We start from the raw sequence: 19,633 nt of genomic DNA on the forward strand, positions 1-19,633 counted from the left end.
TCCACTTCCCACCCGGGCGGCGCTCGGCCGCCCGGCCCGCTCAGCTCGCCTGTTCGGCCGGCTTGGGGGGCGGCGGCGGGGTGGGCAGCACCGCGTAGAGGTCACGTTCGAGTTCGGCCCGGATGCTCTGACGGTCGGCGTCGGTGCCGGTGGCCAGCGCGGGCACGGCGATACCGAAGACGTCGACCACCGACGATCCCAGCGTGGTGACCTTCGCCCACGCGATGTCCACCCCGTCGCGTTCGAACACCGCGGTCAGCCGCGCGAGCAGTCCGACGCGGTCGATGGTGCGGATCTGCACGACGACCTCGCTCGGTGAGGGACCCGACGACCACAGGACCCGGGGCGGGGCCGGGACGTGGTTCGCCGGGACCGCGGCCAGGATCTCCCCGGCCCGCGACGTGCCGTACTGGGCGGCCTCGCGTTCGCGACGCTCCACCGCCGCGAGCACGTCGAGTTCCCCGTCGAGGGCGAGCATGAACTGCTGGCGCAGCAGGCCGGCCGCGGGCGGCGCACCGAAGTGCGGCGACACCACGAAGGTGTTGATGGCCGAACCCTGATGGCTGTTCACCGATGCGGAGTGCACGCGCAGCGAGTTCAGGGCCAGCACGCCCGCGGCCTTGGACAGCAGTCCGCGCCGGTCCGGGGCGATCATCGTCACCTGGTGGATGTGGGGGCTGTCGGACGGGGTGAGCTCGACGTGGACGCCCACCTCGGCAGCCAGCTCCAGGTGCCGTGGGTCGATCGGATCCGGATGCGGCAGCGGTTCGCCCGCCATCACCAGCCGGCACCGCCGCACCAGGTCCCCGATCAGCGAGGCCTTCCAGTCACCCCACACGCCCGGGCCGGTGGCCAGCGAATCCGCCTCGGCCAGCGCGTGCATCAGTTCCAGCAGGACCAGATCCCCGCCGAGTTTGTCGACCACCCCGTCGATGGTCTTGGCATCCTGCAGGTCCCGCCGCGTCGCGGTGTCCGGGAGCAGGAGGTGGTAGCGGACCATCTTCGACAGCAGGTCGATGTCCGAGGGCCACAATCCCAGCCGGGTGCCGATCTGCTCGGCGAGTTCGGCGCCGATCACGCTGTGGTCCCCGCCGCGACCCTTGCCGATGTCATGACACAGCGCCCCGAGCACCAACAGGTCCGGGCGTGCGACACGGGTGGTGAATGCGCTTGCCCGCGAGACGGTTTCGACGGAATGACGGTCGACGGTCCAGATGTGCACGACGTCACGCGGCGGCAGGTCGCGCACCGCACCCCATTCGGGGAAGAGCCGTCCCCACAACCCGGTGCGGTCGAGCGCCTCGATGGTGGACACCACCGCCGGACCGGCACCCAGCATCACGAGCAGATCCTTGAGCGCCTCACGCGGCCACGGTGTGCGCAGTTCGGGTGCGGTCTCGGCGAGCCGGCTCAGCGTCGACACCGCCATCGGCAGCCCGGTGGTGGCCGAGGCCGCCGCCACCCGCAGGATCAGCCCGGGGTCCCGCTCCGGACGGGCGTCGCGGGCCAGGATGACCTCGCCCGCGTACTCGACGACGCCCTCGTCCAGGGGCCGGCGCACCGGCCGGCGCAACGCGGCGAACCCGCGCCGCGGCAGCGCGTTGGAGGCCGTGCGCAGCCCGGCGTCGACGTAGTAGCTGATGGTCCGGGCCGCGTCGGAGAGCATGCGGGCCAGATCGAATCGGTCCCCGATGCGTAGCGCCGCGCCGATCTCGTCGGCGTACTGCGCCAACAGCAGATCGCGGCCGCGGCCCGAGACCCGGTGCAGTTCGGTGCGCACGTTGAGCAGCGCCAGGTGCGCGCCACCGAGCGTGCCCGTCGGCGACGCCAGCGCCGGGCTGGGATACACGTCGGCCAGCTGCGCGATGGCCAGCGCGTTGAGCAGTTGTACGTCGCGCAGGCCGCCGCGGCCGGATTTGAGGTCGGGTTCGGCGCGGTGGGCGATCTCACCGCTGCGGTTCCAGCGCGCCTGGGTGTGCTCGACGAGTTCGCCGAAGCGCGGGGCGATCCCGGTGCGCCACTGCCTGCGGGCCCCACCGACGAGCAGGTTCGACAGGTCCGCGTCCCCGGCGATGTGACGCACCTCGAGCATCGCCAACCCGGCCGAGATGTCGTCGCCGGCGACCTTGAGCGCCTCGGGCACCGTCCGCACGCTGTGGTCGAGCCGAATGTTGGCGTCCCACAACGGATACCACAGCAGTTCGGCGACCTGACTCACCACGTCGGCGGGCATGTTGTCGTGCAGCAGCATGAGGTCGAGATCGGAGTAGGGCAACATCTCGCCGCGGCCGAGCCCGCCCGTGGCGACGATCGCGAACCCGCTGGTGGCGGTGATCCCGATCTCGTTCGCCTTTGTGCCGAGCCAGAATTCGTACAGATCCAACAGCGCGTCCCGCAGCGCCGCGGTGTCGAGTGGACGCGGCCCGCCGTTCAGCAGTTGCTGTGTCGCCTTGACGAGATCGGTGGCGGGGCGGGCCGAACCCGCTGCCGGCGCCGTCCATCTGGGGGCGCCGGCAGCCGGGTCCGGTCTGCTACCCGGTTGTTGTTGTGTCATATCGGAAGTCCTCCCCCGGACCAGTGAACGCTTACGGTGTTGAGCCGGGAGACGACCCCCTCGTCGGTCAGAGGGCGTCTGCTCCCCGCTCGCCGGTGCGCACGCGCACGACGGTGTCGACGGGACTCACCCAGACCTTGCCGTCACCGATCTTGCCGGTGCGGGCTGCCTGCACGATGACGTCCACGACCTTGTCGACGGCCGAATCGTCGACGATCACCTCGACCCGCACCTTGGGTACGAAATCGACCGAGTACTCGGCCCCGCGGTACACCTCGGTGTGGCCCTTCTGCCGGCCGTAACCCTGGACCTCGCTGACGGTCATCCCGAGGATGCCCGTCTGCTCGAGCCCGGTCTTGACGTCCTCGAGCGTGAACGGCTTGACGATCGCAGTGATCAGCTTCATTTCGTCGGTCCCTTCCAAGAAAATTGTTGCCGATCAGACGAGTTCATAAGCCGTTTCCGCATGCTCGGTCTCATCGATGCCGGTGTCCTCGTCTTCCCTTGTCACACGCCAGCCCATCGGCTTGACGATGAAAGCGATGATCACGGTCATCACTCCCGTAAACACCACTGCTACCAGAGCGATCACGATCTGCACCACCAGTTGCTGGAACCCGCCGCCGTAGAAGAGGCCGGTCTCGGTGGCGAGGAAGCCGATGCCCACGGTGCCCCACAGGCCCGCGACCAGGTGCACACCGACCACGTCGAGCGAATCGTCGTAGCCGAACTTGTACTTCAGGCCGATGGCCAGAGCCGACAGGACGCCGGCGATGACACCGAGGATGAGCGACCCGATCGGCGAGAGCGAGCCACAGGCCGGGGTGATCGCGACCAGGCCGGCCACGATGCCCGAGGCGGCGCCGACGCTGGTGGCGTGTCCGTCACGGATGCGCTCGACCGCGAGCCAGCCCAGCATCGCGGCGGCGGTGGCGGCGGTGGTGTTCACCCACACCAGACCCGCGAGCGCATCGGCGGCGCCTTCGGACCCGACGTTGAAGCCGAACCAGCCGAACCACAGCAGCGCAGCGCCGAGCATCACGAACGGGATGTTGTGCGGACGGAACGGCGTGCGGCCGAACCCGGTCCGCTTACCGATCAGCAGCGCCAGCACCAGCGCGGCCATACCGGCGTTGATGTGGACCACCGTGCCGCCGGCGAAGTCGATCGGCGGGACGTTGGCCGCGCCCTCGTCGGCGTTGTAGCCGAACAGCCATGAGGCGAAACCGTTCTCGGCACCCGAGAGCAGACCGCCACCCCAAACCATGTGGGACAGCGGGAAGTACACCAACGTCACCCAGATGCCGCCGAACACCAGCCAGGTGGCGAACTTCATCCGCTCGGCCACCGCGCCGCTGATCAGCGCGACGGTGATCACGGCGAAGGTCAACTGGAAGGCGACCCAGACGATCGCGGGAACCGAACCGAAACCACCGATCGGGTACAGCTCCTCACCGCCGATCTCGCGCGACTCCAACAGCGGGCTCAACCCGAACAGCGAGAACGGGTTGTCGAAGATGCCCAGGATGTCGCTCTCGCCGGTGTGCGCCGACGCGAACGACATCGAGTAACCCCAGAGCACGTAGATCACGCTCACGACGCCCAGAGCCCCGAAGGACATCATCATCATGTTGAGGACGGACTTCTGGCGGGACAGGCCGCCGTAGAAGAACGCTAGAGCGGGCGTCATCAACAGCACCATTGCGGCGCTGGCGAGCACCCAGGCGGTGTCGCCGCTGTTGAACGCGGCGTACGCGTCGTCCGGTAAGGCTAAGACCACTTTGTGTGAACCTCCTTGGGAAGTGCGCCGACGGATCGGCCTCCCGAGAAGACTCTTTTGCCCGCGTTTCGCTGGTGATGCGTGGGCGTTTCTGAAATGTGAACGCAGCGACCCGCCTGGTTACGCTCATGTTTCCGGCCGGCACATCCCGGTTGATTCGGCGCGTACCGGGTCTCAGCCGAGCAGCGCGTCGACGAAGGCGCCGGGTTCGAACGGTGCGAGATCGTCGGGGCCCTCCCCGAGGCCGACGAGTTTGACGGGGACGCCGAGTTCCTGTTGCACGCGGAAGACGATGCCGCCCTTGGCGGTGCCGTCGAGTTTGGTCAGCACGACCCCGGTGATCTTCACCACCTCGGCGAAGACCCGCGCCTGCGGCAGGCTGTTCTGGCCGATCGTCGCGTCGAGGACCAGCAGCACCTCGTCCACCGCGGCGCGCTTCTCCACCACCCGCTTGACCTTGCCCAGTTCGTCCATCAGCCCGGTCTTGGTGTGCAACCGGCCCGCGGTGTCGATGGCGACGACGTCGGCGCCGTTCTCGATGCCCTTGGAGACCGCGTCGAAGGCCACCGATGCGGGATCGGCGCCCTCCGGTCCGCGCACCACCTCGGCGCCGACCCGTGAGGCCCACGTCTGCAACTGGTCGGCCGCCGCGGCGCGGAAGGTGTCGGCGGCGCCCAGGACGACGCGGCGCCCGTCGGCGACCAGGACGCGGGCGAGTTTGCCGACCGTGGTGGTCTTACCGGTGCCGTTGACGCCGACGACCAGCAGCACCGACGGTTTGTCGGCATGCGGCAGAGCGCGAATGGACCGGTCCATCTCGGGGTGGAGTTCGGAGATGAGGACGTCGCGCAGCACCGCGCGGGCGTCGGCCTCGGTGCGCACCGCGTCACTGGCCATCCGGGTGCGCAGCGCAGCGACCACCGATTCGGTGACCACCGGTCCGAGGTCGGCGATGAGCAGGGTGTCCTCGATCTCCTCCCACGACTCCTCGTCGAGGTCGCCGCCGCCGAGCAGGCCGAGCATGCTGCGGCCGAGCGCGTTCTGCGATTTCGCCAGCCGGCCGCGCAGCCGGTCCAGCCGCCCGTGCGTGGGGGCGATGACCTCGGCCGGCTCGGGTTCGGGCGCGGGCTCCGGTTCGGGTGTCGGCTCGGGTTCGGGGGCCGGTTCCGGTTCGGGGGCCGGTTCCGGTTCGGCGACCGGTTTCTCGGGTGCCCGCGGTGGGGCGGTCTCGGTGGGCGGTTCGGGCAGCCGGACGTCGGCGATCGGGCGCTTGGGCGCATCGCGCGGGATCGTGGCGTCGTCGCCGACCGCGGGCAATCCGGTGGTGTCGATGCGATCCTTCGGCCGGACCGGTGGCGCCGCCGGCGGGGTCGCAGTCGCTGACGATTGTGTGAACGTGATCCCGGAACTGGCCGTGTATCCGCCGGAGCGGTCGACCGGTGTGGCAGTGTCGGTTTTCGACAGCCTGATGCGCCGCCGCCGGTACCGGACGAGGCCGACGACGAGCGCGACGACGAGAAGAACGGCGATGACCGCGATTGCGATCCACACAGCCAGCGAGAGATCCAGGGTCACCCGGCCATTGTTCCAGGGTGGGTCTCAGGGTGGGTAACCGGTGACATTGCGGCCTCACACCACCCGAAGTGGCAGCGGTATGGGGATGGAGACCCGCAAACGCCGCCACATCGACGTGTGCCTGGGCGGGCCGGTGGAGTACCAGACCGTCACCACCGGGCTGGAACGCTTCCGGTTGCCGTACAACGCGCTGACCCAGACGTCGCTGAGCCGTGTGCGGCTCGACACCCGGTTCCTCGGTAAGCCGCTGTCGGCACCTGTGCTGATCGGCGCGATGACGGGGGGCGCCGAGTTGTCCGGCGTCATCAACCGCAACCTCGCCGCCGCCGCACAGCGACTCGGTGTGGGCATGATGCTCGGCTCCCAGCGGATCATGTTCGACAACGACGCGGTGGCGTCGAGCTTCGCGGTCCGCGACATCGCCCCGGATGTGTTGCTGATCGGCAATGTGGGCCTCGCGCAGTTGTCCGAACCCGTGATGCCCGCGCTGGAGCGGGCGCTCGAACGGGTGGGCGCCGACGCGCTCGCGGTGCACACCAACCCCCTGCAGGAGGCCATGCAGCGCGACGGGGACACCGACTTCACCGGGTCGATCGACCGGCTGCGCACGCTCGCCGCCACCCTGCGGCAGCCGGTGATGCTCAAGGAGGTCGGGCACGGGATCGGCGCGGCCGCCGCCGCCGAACTGGCGGGCAGCGCGCTGGCCGCCGTCGACGTCGCCGGGGCCGGCGGCACCTCGTGGGCGCGGGTCGAACAGCTCGTCCGCTACGGCGAGATCCGCTCCCCCGCGCTGGCCGAGTGGGGTATCCCCACCGCACAGGCGTTGCTCGAGGTGCGCGGCACCCTGCCGGACGTGGCGGTGGTGGCCTCCGGCGGGATCCGCACCGGGATGGACGCGGCGAAGGCACTGGCGATGGGCGCCGATGTGGTCGCCGTCGCCCGTCCGCTGCTCGCCCCCGCCATCGAATCGGCCGACGCGGTCGTGGAGTGGCTGCGGGGGTTCATCGACGAACTGCGGGTGTGCCTGCACGGCTGCGGGGCGGCGGATCTGCCCGCGCTGCGACGCGGCGGCGTCCTGCCCGCCTGAGGCCGTCGAACGTGCGGCCACTGCGAGATCTCCGCCGATTCTTCGCACTCAGCGCACGCTCGGCGAAGCCTAGGACTGCGTGCCGACCAGTTCCTGGCCGCGCAGGCGCTGCGAGATCACCTGGGTGATGCCGTCGCCCTGCATGGTGACGCCGTAGAGCGCGTCGGCGACCTCCATCGTGGCCTTCTGGTGGGTGATGACGATGAGCTGCGACCGTTCGCGCAGCTGCTCGAACAGGCTGATCAGCCGGCGCAGGTTGACATCGTCGAGCGCGGCCTCCACCTCGTCCATCACGTAGAACGGCGACGGCCGGGCCCGGAAGATCGCCACGAGCATGGCGACCGCGGTCAGCGACTTCTCCCCGCCCGACAGCAGCGAGAGCCGTTTGATCTTCTTGCCCGGCGGCCGCGCCTCGACCTCGATCCCGGTGGTCAGCATGTCGTCGGGGTCGGTCAGCAACAGCCTGCCCTCGCCGCCGGGGAACAGCGTGGCGAAGACCTGGGTGAATTCACGCTCGACGTCCGCGTAGGCCTCGGTGAACACCTGAAGGATGCGGTCGTCGACGTCGGCGATCACGTCGAGCAGGTCCTTGCGCGCGGCCTTGACGTCCTCGAGCTGGGTGGACAGGAAGTTGTACCGCTCCTCCAGGGCCGCGAACTCTTCCAGCGCCAGGGGATTCACCCTGCCGAGTTCCTTGAGTTCCTTTTCCGCCAGTTTGGCGCGGCGCTCCTGGGTGCCGCGGTCGTACGGCATGGGCGCCGGTGCGACGACCTGCTCACCGCGTTCCTTGGCCTGTTCGTACTCGGCCATCTCCAGGTCCGTCGGCGGCAGCGCGATGTGCGGGCCGTACTCGGCGATCAGGTCGGCGGGCGCCATCCCGAACTGTTCGAGCACGGTGGCCTCGAGCTGTTCGATGCGCAGCGCAGCCTGGGCCTTGGCCACCTCGTCGCGGTGCAGGGAGTCGGTCAGCGCGGTGAGTCGGGTGCCGAGTTCGTTGACCTCCTCGCGCGCCTTGCTCAGCGCCTCCGCCCGTTGCCTGCGTTCGGCGGCCAGCGTGTCGCGGTTGCGCGATGCGGCGGCGACGACCGCGCTCAGCCGCACCGCGACCTGTCGGCCGGATTCGGCGACCGCACCGGCGACCGCGGCGGCGTGTTCGCGGGCCTGCTTGGCACGCTGCGCGCGCACCCGCGCCTCACGTTCGGCGGCGGCCGCACGGCGCAGTGAATCCGCCCGTCCGCGAACGGCATTGGCGCGTTCCTCGGCGGTGCGCACGGACAACCGGGCCTCGACCTCGGCGGCGCGGGCGGCTTCGGCGGCGGCCATCGAGGCCTGCCGGTCCACCGGTTCGGCCTCGAACATGGGCGCCTGCTGCGCATTGTGCAGCCGGTTCTCGAGTTCGGTGAGTTCCTCGACGGTGCGGGTACGGCCGGCCTCGAGTTCGTCGCGTTGGCGGATCAGCCGCTGATACTCCTCGGCGGCCGCGCGGGCGTCCTGACCGAGCCGGCCGAGCTGTTCGTAGATCGACGAGATGGCGGCGTCTGATTCGTTGAGCGCGGCCAGTGCGTGTTCGGCGGCGTCCTGGCGGGCACGCTGTTCGGCCTGCGCACCGGACAGCACGGCAGCCAGTTCACCGACCTGTTTCTCGGCGGCCTCGAGGTCGGTGCGGGCTTTTTCGATCTCCGAGGCGATCTCCAGCGTGCTGGGTTTGCGGTCCGACCCGCCGCTGATCCAGCCCGCCCCCACCAGGTCGCCGTCGGCGGTCGCCGCCCGCAGCCCGGGCCGGCCGGTCACCACGTCCAGCGCGGAGGCCAGGTCCCCGACGATCGCGACGTCGGACAGCATCGCGGTCACCGCGCCGCGCAACCGCGGCGGGATGTCGACCACGTCGACGGCCCACACCGCACCGGCGGGGAGCGCCGGTGGGTCGTCGACGGGGGTCTCCGGCCAGTCGCCCAGCACGAGTGCGGCCCGCCCGCCGTCGGACTCCTTGAGCGCGGCGACCGCGGCACGCGCAGCGCCGGAGTCCTCCGCGGCGAGCGCGTCCGCGGCGGCCCCGAGCACCGCCGCCACTGCCACCTCATGGCCGGGCCGCACCTTGACCAGTTCGGCGATCGAGCCGAAAAGACCTGCGCCCCCGCGGTTCTGCTGCAGCCACGCCGCCCCGTCGCGGCGATCGAGGCCGACCGCGAGCGCGTCGATGCGCGCCCGCAGCGAGGCGACCTGTCGTTCGGCGGCCCGCTCGGCGGTCTGTAGTTCGGCCACCCGCTCGTCGGCCTGGCGCAGCGCCGCCACCGTGCGGTCGTGGTGCTCGTCGAGCCCGACCTCGCCCTCGTCGAGTTCGCCGACGCGCGACTGCACGGTCTCGAACTCGGCCTGGGCGGCCTCGGCCTTGGCGGCGGCCTCCTCGATGCCGACCGTCAACCGCGCCACGGTCTCGTCGATCGACTCCACGCGGGTCCGCATGGTGTCGACCTGACCGGCCAGCCGGGCCAGGCCCTCGCGGCGGTCCGCCTCGGCGCGGGCGGCGGCCATGTGCGCACGTTCGGCCTCGGCGGCGACCCGCTCGCGTTCGGCCAGCTCGTCGCGTGTGGCCTCCAGGACTGCGCGGGACTCGGCGAGCTCGGCGAGCAGTTCGGCTTCGTGGGCCGCCATGTGGTCGGCCTCGGCCTCCAGCTCGTCGGGATCACGGCCGGTCGACGGCTCCGGTTCGGTGTCGAGCAGCTGGGTGCGCTCGTCGGCGATCCGCACGGTCGCGTTGACCCGTTCGGCCAGCGCCGAGAGCCGGAACCAGGTCCGCTGCGCCGCCTCGGCGTGTTCGGACAGTTCGGCGACGGCGACCTCGTGGCCGTCGAGTTCGGCGGTTGCGGCTTCGAGACGGGTGGTGATCTCGTCGTGCTCGCGGCGCAGCATCGTCTCGGTCTGGTGGGTGCTGTCGAACTCCGAGCGCCGGGTCACCAGATCGTCGGCGGCCAGCCGCAGCCGGGCGTCGCGCAGATCGGCCTGGATGGTCTGGGCGCGCCGCGCCATCTCGGCCTGGCGGCCCAGCGGTTTGAGCTGTCGGCGCAGTTCGGTGGTGAGGTCGGTCAGCCGGGCCAGGTTGGCCTGCATCGAATCGAGCTTGCGGACCGCCTTCTCTTTGCGTTTGCGGTGTTTGAGGACACCCGCGGCCTCTTCGATGAACGCGCGGCGGTCCTCCGGGCGGGATTCGAGGATCTCCGAGAGTTTGCCCTGCCCGACGATGACGTGCATCTCCCGGCCGATCCCGGAGTCGCTGAGCAGTTCCTGGACGTCCATCAGGCGGCAGTGGCTGCCGTTGATCTCGTACTCGCTGCCGCCGTCGCGGAACATCCGGCGGGTGATGGACACCTCGGAGTACTCGATCGGCAGCGCGTTGTCGGAGTTGTCGATGGTGACCGTGACCTCGGCGCGGCCCAGCGGGGCGCGCGAGGACGTCCCCGCGAAGATGACGTCCTCCATCTTGCCGCCGCGCAGCGTCTTGGCGCTGTGTTCGCCCATCACCCAGGTCAGCGCGTCGACGACGTTCGACTTACCCGACCCGTTGGGGCCGACCACACAGGTGATGCCCGGTTCGAACCGCAGAGTCGTCGGCGCCGCGAAGGACTTGAAGCCCTTGAGCGTCAGACTCTTCAGATGCATGACGTGCCAGACTACCTAGCGCTCGTGGAATCCGGTGATCTGCTCGCGCGCGTCGGACCAGTCGGCGATGACCTTGTCGACCCGGCCCGGCGTGTCACCGCCCTCGAGCAGGCCGAGCAGGCGCTCACAGTCTTCGCGCGACCCCTGGGCGACGACCTGGACCCGGCCGTCCGGCTTGTTGGCGGCGAATCCGGTCAGCCCGAGCTCGAGCGCCCGCGAACGCGTCCACCAGCGGAAACCGACGCCCTGGACGCGGCCGTGCACCCAGGCGGTCAGGCGGACCTCAGGCTCGGCCGACATTCTTGACCTCGAACGTGACCTTGGTACCCGATTTGAGCGTGCGTCCGACGGTGCACACCTGGTCGATGGCGCGTTCGACGACGGTCAGCAGGCGGACCACCTCGGCGTCGGACAGGCCGGTGAGGTCGACCTCGAGGGATTCTTCGAGCAACGGATAGCGTTCCTGCTCGCGGTCGGCGGGCCCGGCCACGCGGATCGTCGCGGGATAGTCGTCGCCCAGCCGGCGGCGCAGCGGTTGGTCGCTGCTCATACCGCTACAGGCGGCCAGGGCGATCTTCATCAGCTCGCCGGGGGTGAACACCCCTTCGACGTCTTCCGAGCCGACCAACACCTCCGCGCCGCGTGAGCTGCGCCCGGTATAGCGGCGCACCCCCGTGCGCTCCACCCACAGATCCGTCATGGCTCCCATCTTCGCCGAAACTGCTCAGAGATCATGAATCGGGCGATTTCGGTGATCTCCCAGCAGTCTCGGCGAGTCAGGCGCGGCGCACCCGCGGGCGGGGCTGGCAGCGCGGGCAGTAGAACGACGAGCGGTTCATGAACTTCTCGCGGCGCATGATCGCCCCGCAGCGCCGGCACGGCTCACCCTCGCGGCCGTAGGCGTCCAGCGACCGGTCGAAGTATCCGGATTCGCCGTTGACGTTGACGTAGAGCGAGTCGAACGACGTGCCGCCTTGTCCGAGCGCGTCGCGCATGACGTCGGCCGCGTGGTCGAGGATCTCGGCGAGCTTGGGCTTGGTCAGCGACTCGGCCAGCCGGGCCCCGTTGACCTTGGCCCGCCACAGCGCCTCGTCGGCGTAGATGTTGCCGATCCCCGATACGACGGTCTGGTCGAGCAACTGGCGTTTGATCTCGGAATGCTTGCCGCGCAACACCTTTACCACCGCATCGCGGTCGAACCGCGGATCCAGCGGGTCGCGGGCGACGTGCGCGACCGGGACCGGGACGTCGGTGCCGTCGACGGTCACCATGTCTGCGAGCAGCCAGCCGCCGAAGGTCCGCTGGTCGACGAAGCTCAGCGCGGTCCCGTCGTCGAGCAGCGCGGCGATGCGCAGGTGGTCCTCTTTCGGGATGGGCCCGAGCAGCATCTGCCCGCTCATCCCGAGGTGCACCACCAGCGCCGACCCGTCGTCCAGCGTCAACCACAGATACTTGCCGCGCCTGCCGGTGCCGGTGATCCGCATACCGAGCAGCCGCGCCGTCAGATCGGCGGGCCCGGCTTCGTGGCGACGCACCGCCCGCGGATGGTGCACCCGCACGGCGGTGATCGCCTTACCGGTGACGTGGGCGTCCAGACCGCGCCGGACGACCTCGACCTCGGGGAGTTCTGGCATCGAGGCTCAGGCGTCGACGTCCGTGGCGGACAGCGCCGTCCACGCCGCCGCGGCCGCCTTCAGTTCGGCTTCCTTCTTGGTGCGCCCGACGCCCCTGCCGTATTCGATGTCGGTGACGAGCACCGTGGCGGTGAACTCCTTGTCGTGGTCCGGACCGGTCGAGGTGACGACGTAGTGCGGAGCGCCGAGCCCGCGCGCGGCGGTGAGTTCCTGCAGGCTGCTCTTCCAGTCCAGACCGGCGCCCAGCGTGGGAGCGGTGTCGAGCAGACCGGCGAACAACCGCAGGATGACCTCGCGGGTGACCGTGAGCCCATGCTGGACATAGATTGCGCCGAGCAGGGATTCGACCCCGTCGGCCAGGATGCTGGATTTGTCGGCTCCCCCGGAGCTCTCCTCGCCCTTACCGAGCAGCAGGTAGGAGCCGAGGCCGTCGTCGCTCAGTTTGCGCCCGACGTCGGCCAGCGCCCCGGTGTTGACGATGCTGGCCCGCAGTTTGGCCAGGTCCCCTTCCGAGCGGTCGGGGTGGCGGTGGAACAGCTCTTCGGTGATGGTCAGCCCGAGCACCGAGTCGCCGAGGAATTCCAGCCGTTCGTTGGTGGGCAGTCCGCCGTGCTCGTAGGAGTAGCTGCGATGGGTGAGCGCGATGGTGAGCAGATCGTCGGGCAGCGTCACGCCGAGCGCCGCCAGCAGCGGGGAACGGTCCAGCGTCACTTCTCGTCTCGATCCAGCAGCCCGGCGAGTTTCGCCCAGCGTGGGTCGATCGTGTCGTGGTGGTGGCCGGGTTCGGCGGTGGCCAGCGCGACCCCGCATTCGGCGCACAGCCCCGCACAGTCGGGGGTGCACAGCGGGACGAACGGCAGCGCCAGCCCCACCGCGTCGATGATCGGCTGTTCGAGGTCGACGGTGTCGGGCACGCCGTTGGCGCCGACGCGGCCCACCTCGTCCTCGTCGGTGGTGGCTTCGGTGGTGCTGTCGGGGTACGCGTACAGCTCGGTGAGCTCGATCTCGACCTCACCGGTCACCTGCGTCAGGCATCGCGCGCATTCACCGGTGGTCGGCGCGGCCACCGTGCCGGTCACCAGCGCGCCCTCCGACACCGCCTGAACGCGCAGGTCCATCGTCAGCGGGGCGCCTTCGGCGATGCCGATCAGGTCAAGGCCGATCCGCAACGGACTCGGAACGGTCTCCTGGAACGTCATCATCGAGCCGGGTCGCCGGCCCAGTCGCGAGATATCGAGCACCAGCGGCGATCGTGTTGCTCTGCCGTGCGTCGCCATGTCTCGATCCTACGGCGCAGGCCTGCGTGGCCTGCGCCGTACCGGGGTGGTCGGGCTCAGCGCGCCGCGTAGTCGTGCGTGCCGGCGGCGGTGCGGAGCTGGTGGCGGCCGCGGCCCACCGAGCGCAGCGTGCCGTTGAGGAAGTCCTCGAACTCGGCGAGTTTGCTGTCGACGTAGATGTCGCATTCGCCGCGCAGCCGGTCCGCCTCGGCGTGGGCGGTGTCGATGAGCCGGGTGGCCTCGGCGGTGGCGGTGGAGACGATCTCCGTCTGCGACACCAGGCGCTGCTGCTCCTTGATGCCCTCCTGGACGGCCTTCTCGTAGGCCAGGTTGCCGCTCTCGATCAGGCGGTCGGCCTCGGACTTGGCCCGTCCGGTGCTGGCGTCGTATTCGCGCTTGGCGGTGGCCATCACCCGCGAGGCCTCTTCGCGTGCCTCGCCCACCATGCGTTCGCTGTGCTGACGGGCCTCGCCGACCATCCGGTCGGCCTGGGCCTTGGCGTCGGCCAGCAGGCGGTCGGCTTCGGCGCGGGCGTGGTTGACCATCGACTCTGCCTCGGCGCGCGCGTTGGTCACCATCGACTCCGAGTGCTCCTTGGCGTCGCGCAGCATGGAGTCGCGGGCGTCGAGCACGTCCTGGGCGTCGTCGAGTTCGCCGGGGATGGCGTCCTTGATGTCGTCGATCAACTCCAGGACGTCACCGCGAGGGACGACACACCCTGCCGTCATCGGCACGCCGCGGGCTTCTTCGACGATCGCGCCCAGTTCGTCGAGCGCTTCAAAAACTCGGTACACGGCAACACCCTCCAGGCGTAGTTTGTTGGTTACCAGTGTGCCTGGTGTTACGCCTGTGACTCGGCTTCTCGCGCCGGTGTGTCGCCGCGGCCAGGCACGTCTGGCTCGGTGTTCCCCGAGATTATGTCAAGTGCCGGCCCGGCGGCTCAGCGCAGTGCCGCACCGATCACGTCGCGGGCCCGGTCGATCATCGACGCGAACGGTCCGACGGCGAAGTTGAGCTTGGCCGATTCGACCCCCGGATGCGGTCGGGTCGGGGCGATCGCCTCGGCCGCCCGCACGGCCGACGCCAGCCGTTTGAGGTCGTCGGCGTCGAGTTCGCGCTGCAGTTTGTCGAACTCCTCCGACTCCTCGAGTTCGGCGTGCTGGACGACGGCGTCGCGGAACACCGCGAGCTCCTCGAGGAACTCCGGCGAGCCGAAGTCCATGCCCTCCAGCCTCGACAGCTGCTCCTTGGCGTCGTGCTCCTCGGCCAGCCGGGCGTCGACGACCTCGTCTCCCCCGCTGACCTCCTGGCGCGCCCGCGGGTGGACCACCATCTCCTCGGCGGTCTCGTGCACCGCGAGCAGTTGGCGCAGTTCGGTGAAGGCCTTCGCCCGCGCCTCGTCCGACGAGGCCGCGAACACCTCCTCGAACATGTCCTTGATCAGGTTGTGCTGATCTTTGAGGAACCTGACGACGTCGTCGGTCGACTGGACGAATGTTTCAACCATGGCGAGAACCTCCGGATGGGCTGAGGCGACGCTCTGGGCTGTGCGCCGCCGCCGATCTACCCCTACCCCGCCGGAGCCGGCTCAACCCCGCAGTTTGGCCTGTAACCGCACGTTCACCGCGTCGGGCAGCAGCGCGGAGACGTCCCCGCCGAGGGTGGCGACTTCCTTGGCCAGCGACGAGGAGACGAAGGAGTACGACGGGGCGGATGCGATGAAGAACGTGTCGACGCCCGCGACGTGCTTGTTCATCTGCGCCATCTGGAGTTCGTACTCGAAGTCGGTGCTGCTGCGCAGTCCCTTGACGATCGCGGAGTATCCCCGCGCCCGGACGAAGTCCACGACCAGGCCCTGACCCGATTCGACCCGCAGGTTCGGCAGGTGCGCGCAGGACTCCGCGATCATCTCCATGCGCTCGTCGAGGGTGAACATGCCCTTCTTGTTCGGGTTCACCAGCACCGCGACGACGACCTCGTCGAATTGGGCCGCGGCCCGCTCGAAGATGTCGACGTGGCCGAGGGTCACCGGGTCGAACGATCCAGGACACACCGCGCCGCTCATGGGTGACGACCGTACCCGATCAAGGTCGGGCGTCACGGCGCCGGAGGTTGCTCCCATTCGGCGATGTCCAGGCGGGTGTCGCCGTAGCGGCGCGAGGGCCATCGCGACCACCCGGGCGGCCAGGTCAGCTCGACGCCCGACGCCCGCCGCTCGATGACCGCGATCGTGCCGTCGTGTGCCCATCCGCGCGCATCGAGCACGGCGAGCAGCGATTCCACCTCGCTGTCCGGCGCGTCGTAGGGCGGATCGGCCAGCACCAGGTCGACGGGCCGGTCCGCACCGCCGGCCAGCACCGTCGCCACCGGCGCGCGCCGTACCTCGGCGGCGGCGCCGACACCGAGTTCGGCGATGTTGCGGCTGATCGTCGCCGCCGCCCGATGATCCTGCTCGACGAACACCGCCCGCGACGCACCCCGCGAAAGCGCTTCCAGGCCAAGGGCTCCCGATCCGGCATAGAGGTCGAGCACCGCGAGACCGTGGAAGTCCAGCCGGGCGTCGAGCACGTTGAACAGCGCCTCGCGCACCCGGTCCGATGTCGGGCGGGTTCCCTTGGGCGGCACCGAGATCCGGCGGCCCCCGAGTGTCCCGGCGATGATCCGGGTCAGCTGACGACCACCAGCAGGTCGCCGCCCTCGACCTGGGCGGTGGCCGAGACCGCGACCCGCTCGACGGTGCCGGCCTTCGGTGCGGTGATCGCGGCCTCCATCTTCATCGCCTCGATGGTCGCGATGGTCTCCCCGGCGCTCACGGTGTCACCGACCTCGACGCCGACGGTGACCACCCCGGCGAACGGGGCGGCGATGTGGTCGGGATTGGCGCGGTCGGCCTTCTCGGCGGTCGGCACGTCGCTCGCGACGCTGTGGTCGCGCACCAGTACGGGGCGCAGCTGCCCGTTGAGGATGCACATCACCGTGCGCATGCCGCGTTCGTCCGGATCGGAGACCGCCTCGAGTCCGATCAGCAGTTCCACACCGCGTTCGAGCACGACGCGGTGCTCGTCACCGTGGCGCAGGCCGTAGAAGAACTGGTTGGCGCTCAACCGCGAAGTGTCCCCGTAGGTTTCGCGGTGCGCCTCGAATTCCTTGGTGGGCCCGGGGAACAGCAGGCGGTTGAGCGCCGCCTGGCGTTTGACGCCGGGCTGGGCCAGCACCGCCTCGTCCTCGGCGGACAGTTCCTCGACGGGTTTGGCCGGGGCGCGTCCGGCCAGCGCCTTGCTGCGCAGCGGTTCCGGCCATCCTCCGGGCGGGTCACCGAGTTCGCCTCGCAGGAAACCGATCACGCTGTCGGGGATGTCGAACCGGGCGGGGTCCTCGGCGAATTCGTCGGCGGTGATACCCGCACCGACCAGCGCCAGCGCGAGGTCGCCGACCACCTTGCTCGACGGGGTCACCTTCACCAGCCGGCCCAGGATGCGGTCGGCGGCGGCGTAGGCCTCCTCGATCTCCTCGAAGCGGTCCCCCAGCCCCAGTGCGATCGCCTGCTGGCGCAGGTTGCTCAGCTGACCGCCCGGGATCTCGTGTCGGTAGACCCGACCGGTGGGCGCCGGCAACCCAGATTCGAAGGGGGCGTATACCTTTCGCAGCGCTTCCCAGTACGGCTCCAGTTCGCACACGGCTTCCAGCGACACTCCGGTGTCGTATTCGGTGTGCGCCGCAGCGGCGACGATCGAACTCAACGCCGGCTGGCTGGTGGTGCCCGCCAGCGGGGCCGCGGCGCCGTCGACCGCGGACGCACCCGCCTGCCACGCGGCCAGATAGGTGGCCAGTTGACCACCCGGGGTGTCGTGGGTGTGCACGTGCACCGGCAGGTCGAAGCGCGAGCGCAGCGCCCCGACCAGTTTCGCCGCGGCCTGCGGGCGCAGCAGCCCCGCCATGTCCTTGATCGCCAGCACATGGGCGCCGGCCTCGACGATCTGTTCGGCCAGCCGCAGGTAGTAGTCCAGGGTGTAGAGGTTCTCCGCCGGGTTCGACAGGTCACCGGTGTAGGACATCGCGACTTCGGCGACGGCCGTACCGGTTTGGCGCACGGCATCGATCGCCGGACGCATCGACTCGACGTTGTTGAGTGCGTCGAAGATGCGGTAGATGTCGATACCGGTTGCGGTCGCCTCCTCGACGAACGCCGTGGTCACCGTCTCCGGATAGGGCGTGTAGCCCACCGTGTTCCGGCCGCGCAGCAGCATCTGCAGGCAGATGTTCGGCACCGCCTCGCGCAGGGCGGCCAGCCGCTCCCACGGGTCTTCCTTCAGGAAGCGCAGCGCCACATCGTAGGTCGCCCCACCCCAGCATTCGAGCGACAGCAACTCCGGTGTCATCCGGGCGATGTGCGGTGCGACCATCAGCAGACCGGTCGTGCGGATGCGGGTGGCCAGCAGCGACTGGTGGGCGTCCCGGAACGTGGTGTCGGTCAACCCGACCGCCGGTGAATCCCGCATCCAGCGGGCGAAGCCTTCGGGCCCGAGCTCGACGAGCTTCTGCTTGCTGCCGGCCGGCGGTGGTGCGGTGTGGTCGATCTGCGGGAGCTTGTCCTGCGGATACACCGTCGACGGCCGCGGGCCGTGCGGCTGGTTGACGGTCACGTCGGCCAGGTAGTTGAGGATCTTGGTGCCCCGGTCCGCGGGTGTGCGGGAGGTCAGCAGGTAGGGCCGTTCGTCGATGAACGACGTGGTGACGCGGCCCGCGCGGAAATCCGGATCGTTGACGACGGCCTGCAGGAACGGGATGTTCGTCGACACCCCGCGCACCCGGAACTCGGCGAGAGCGCGCCGGGCCCGCGACACCGCGGTGGAGAAGTCCCGGCCCCGGCAGGTCAGCTTGACCAGCATGGAGTCGAAGTGGGCGCTGATCTCCGCGCCGAGCACGGTGCCGCCGTCCAGGCGGATCCCCGCACCGCCGGGTGAGCGGTAGCCGGTGATGCGTCCGGTGTCGGGGCGGAAGCCGTTGGCCGGGTCCTCGGTGGTGATCCGGCACTGCATGGCGAAACCCCGTGGCGCCGCCAACTTCTCCTGGCTCAGTCCGAGGTCGGCCAGCGTCTCGCCGTCGGCGATCCGCATCTGCGACGCCACCAGGTCCACGTCGGTGATCTCCTCGGTCACCGTGTGCTCGACCTGGATGCGCGGGTTCATCTCGATGAAGACGTGCCTGCCGCGTTCGTCGAGCAGGAACTCGACCGTGCCTGCGTAGCTGTAGCCGATCTCGCGCGCAAAGGCCACCGCGTCGGCGCAGATCCGCCTCCGCAGTTCGGGATCCAGGTTCGGCGCGGGCGCCAGCTCGATGACCTTCTGGTGGCGCCGCTGCACGCTGCAGTCGCGTTCGAACAGGTGCATGATGTCGCCCTGCCGATCGGCGAGGATCTGTACCTCGATGTGGCGGGGATTGACGACCGCCTGCTCCAGGTAGACCATCGGATCGCCGAACGCCGACTCCGCCTCCCGGCTGGCCGCCTCGATCGCCTCGGCCAGCGCGTCGGGGTCGGTGACCCGCCGCATACCGCGGCCCCCGCCGCCGGAGACGGCCTTGACGAACACCGGGAACTCCATGTCGGCGGCCGCCGCGACGAGTTCGTCGACCGATGACGACGGCGCCGACGATCGCAGCACCGGCAGGCCGGCGGCGCGGGCGGCCTCGATGGCCCGCGACTTGTTGCCGGTCAGCTCCAGCAGTTCGGCCCGCGGGCCGATGAACGTGATGCCGGCCTCCGCGCACGCGGCCGCCAACTCCGGGTTCTCCGACAGGAATCCGTAGCCGGGATACACCGCATCGGCGCCGGCGTGCTTGGCGACCCGGATGATCTCGTCGACCGACAGATACGCCCGCACCGGATGGCCCATCTCGCCGATCTGATAGGACTCGTCGGCCTTCAGCCGGTGCAGCGAGTTGCGGTCCTCGTACGGGTACACCGCAACGGTCGCGATACCCATCTCATAGGCCGCACGGAACGCGCGGATCGCGATTTCTCCACGATTGGCAACCAGGACTTTGGAGATCACGCGTTTACCTAACCGC

Annotated in this window: 16 protein-coding genes; 1 reads left to right on the forward strand and 15 read right to left on the reverse strand. The window is 69.8% G+C overall.

All coding sequences use genetic code 11. From position 1 onward, the window contains the following. Positions 1-40: 40 nt before the first annotated feature. The 4 genes from G6N49_RS13565 to ftsY all read right to left on the reverse strand — a co-directional run bounded on the left by G6N49_RS13565 (position 41) and on the right by ftsY (position 5,909). The gene (locus G6N49_RS13565) at positions 41-2,554 is read right to left on the reverse strand and encodes a [protein-PII] uridylyltransferase (RefSeq protein WP_011855327.1); all 2,514 of its coding nucleotides are present in this window, start codon (positions 2,552-2,554) and stop codon (positions 41-43) included. Positions 2,555-2,621: 67 nt separating this feature from the next. Continuing rightward, positions 2,622-2,960 carry a P-II family nitrogen regulator gene (locus G6N49_RS13570; RefSeq protein ID WP_011559357.1) on the reverse strand — a complete coding sequence of 113 codons (339 nt, stop codon included), beginning with the start codon at positions 2,958-2,960 and terminating at the stop codon, positions 2,622-2,624. Between the two features lie 33 nt (positions 2,961-2,993). Further along, positions 2,994-4,334, reverse strand: a complete 1,341-nt coding sequence (locus G6N49_RS13575; RefSeq protein ID WP_011559356.1) for an ammonium transporter — start codon at positions 4,332-4,334, stop codon at positions 2,994-2,996. Between the two features lie 174 nt (positions 4,335-4,508). Next, positions 4,509-5,909, reverse strand: coding sequence for a signal recognition particle-docking protein FtsY (gene ftsY / locus G6N49_RS13580; RefSeq protein WP_083044614.1), 1,401 nt, complete (start codon positions 5,907-5,909; stop codon positions 4,509-4,511). A 79-nt stretch (positions 5,910-5,988) separates the two neighbouring features. Between ftsY and fni the strand changes: the two genes are divergently transcribed. Continuing rightward, complete coding sequence (gene fni / locus G6N49_RS13585) at positions 5,989-6,996, forward strand: type 2 isopentenyl-diphosphate Delta-isomerase (protein ID WP_179967840.1); 1,008 nt, start codon at positions 5,989-5,991, stop codon at positions 6,994-6,996. 69 nt (positions 6,997-7,065) lie between these two features. Here fni and smc read toward each other — a convergent pair whose 3' ends face one another. The 11 genes from smc to G6N49_RS13640 form a co-directional block, all read right to left on the reverse strand. Next, complete coding sequence (gene smc / locus G6N49_RS13590) at positions 7,066-10,653, reverse strand: chromosome segregation protein SMC (RefSeq protein WP_083044616.1); 3,588 nt, start codon at positions 10,651-10,653, stop codon at positions 7,066-7,068. Between the two features lie 15 nt (positions 10,654-10,668). After that, positions 10,669-10,953: an acylphosphatase gene (locus tag G6N49_RS13595; protein ID WP_011559352.1), complete on the reverse strand. Its 285-nt coding sequence runs from the start codon at positions 10,951-10,953 to the stop codon at positions 10,669-10,671. Beyond that, entirely contained in the window at positions 10,937-11,353 is a 417-nt protein-coding gene (locus G6N49_RS13600; RefSeq protein ID WP_083044617.1) for an OsmC family protein, read from the reverse strand. The genes G6N49_RS13595 and G6N49_RS13600 overlap by 17 nt, the downstream gene beginning before the upstream one ends. 76 nt (positions 11,354-11,429) lie before the next feature. Then, positions 11,430-12,287: a bifunctional DNA-formamidopyrimidine glycosylase/DNA-(apurinic or apyrimidinic site) lyase gene (mutM, locus tag G6N49_RS13605; protein ID WP_083044619.1), complete on the reverse strand. Its 858-nt coding sequence runs from the start codon at positions 12,285-12,287 to the stop codon at positions 11,430-11,432. 6 nt (positions 12,288-12,293) lie between these two features. Further along, the gene (gene rnc, locus G6N49_RS13610) at positions 12,294-12,998 is read right to left on the reverse strand and encodes a ribonuclease III (protein WP_011559349.1); all 705 of its coding nucleotides are present in this window, start codon (positions 12,996-12,998) and stop codon (positions 12,294-12,296) included. Beyond that, a complete protein-coding gene (locus G6N49_RS13615; RefSeq protein ID WP_011559348.1) occupies positions 12,995-13,564 on the reverse strand; it encodes a YceD family protein in 570 nt (189 codons plus the stop codon). The genes rnc and G6N49_RS13615 overlap by 4 nt, the downstream gene beginning before the upstream one ends. Positions 13,565-13,620: 56 nt before the next feature. Further along, a complete protein-coding gene (gene sepIVA, locus G6N49_RS13620) occupies positions 13,621-14,358 on the reverse strand; it encodes a cell division protein SepIVA (protein ID WP_011559347.1) in 738 nt (245 codons plus the stop codon). 146 nt (positions 14,359-14,504) lie between these two features. Next, a complete protein-coding gene (locus G6N49_RS13625) occupies positions 14,505-15,071 on the reverse strand; it encodes a hemerythrin domain-containing protein (protein ID WP_011855321.1) in 567 nt (188 codons plus the stop codon). Between the two features lie 81 nt (positions 15,072-15,152). Continuing rightward, the gene (coaD, locus tag G6N49_RS13630) at positions 15,153-15,629 is read right to left on the reverse strand and encodes a pantetheine-phosphate adenylyltransferase (RefSeq protein WP_011768183.1); all 477 of its coding nucleotides are present in this window, start codon (positions 15,627-15,629) and stop codon (positions 15,153-15,155) included. Positions 15,630-15,661: 32 nt separating this feature from the next. Further along, positions 15,662-16,234, reverse strand: a complete 573-nt coding sequence (gene rsmD / locus G6N49_RS13635; RefSeq protein ID WP_083044620.1) for a 16S rRNA (guanine(966)-N(2))-methyltransferase RsmD — start codon at positions 16,232-16,234, stop codon at positions 15,662-15,664. Next, positions 16,231-19,617 (reverse strand): pyruvate carboxylase, encoded by a 3,387-nt coding sequence (locus G6N49_RS13640; RefSeq protein ID WP_011855319.1) that lies wholly within the window; start codon positions 19,615-19,617, stop codon positions 16,231-16,233. Before G6N49_RS13640 ends, rsmD begins: the two co-directional genes overlap by 4 nt. Positions 19,618-19,633 lie beyond the last annotated feature (16 nt).

The organism is Mycolicibacterium monacense, from assembly GCF_010731575.1.
Lineage (GTDB): Bacteria > Actinomycetota > Actinomycetes > Mycobacteriales > Mycobacteriaceae > Mycobacterium > Mycobacterium monacense.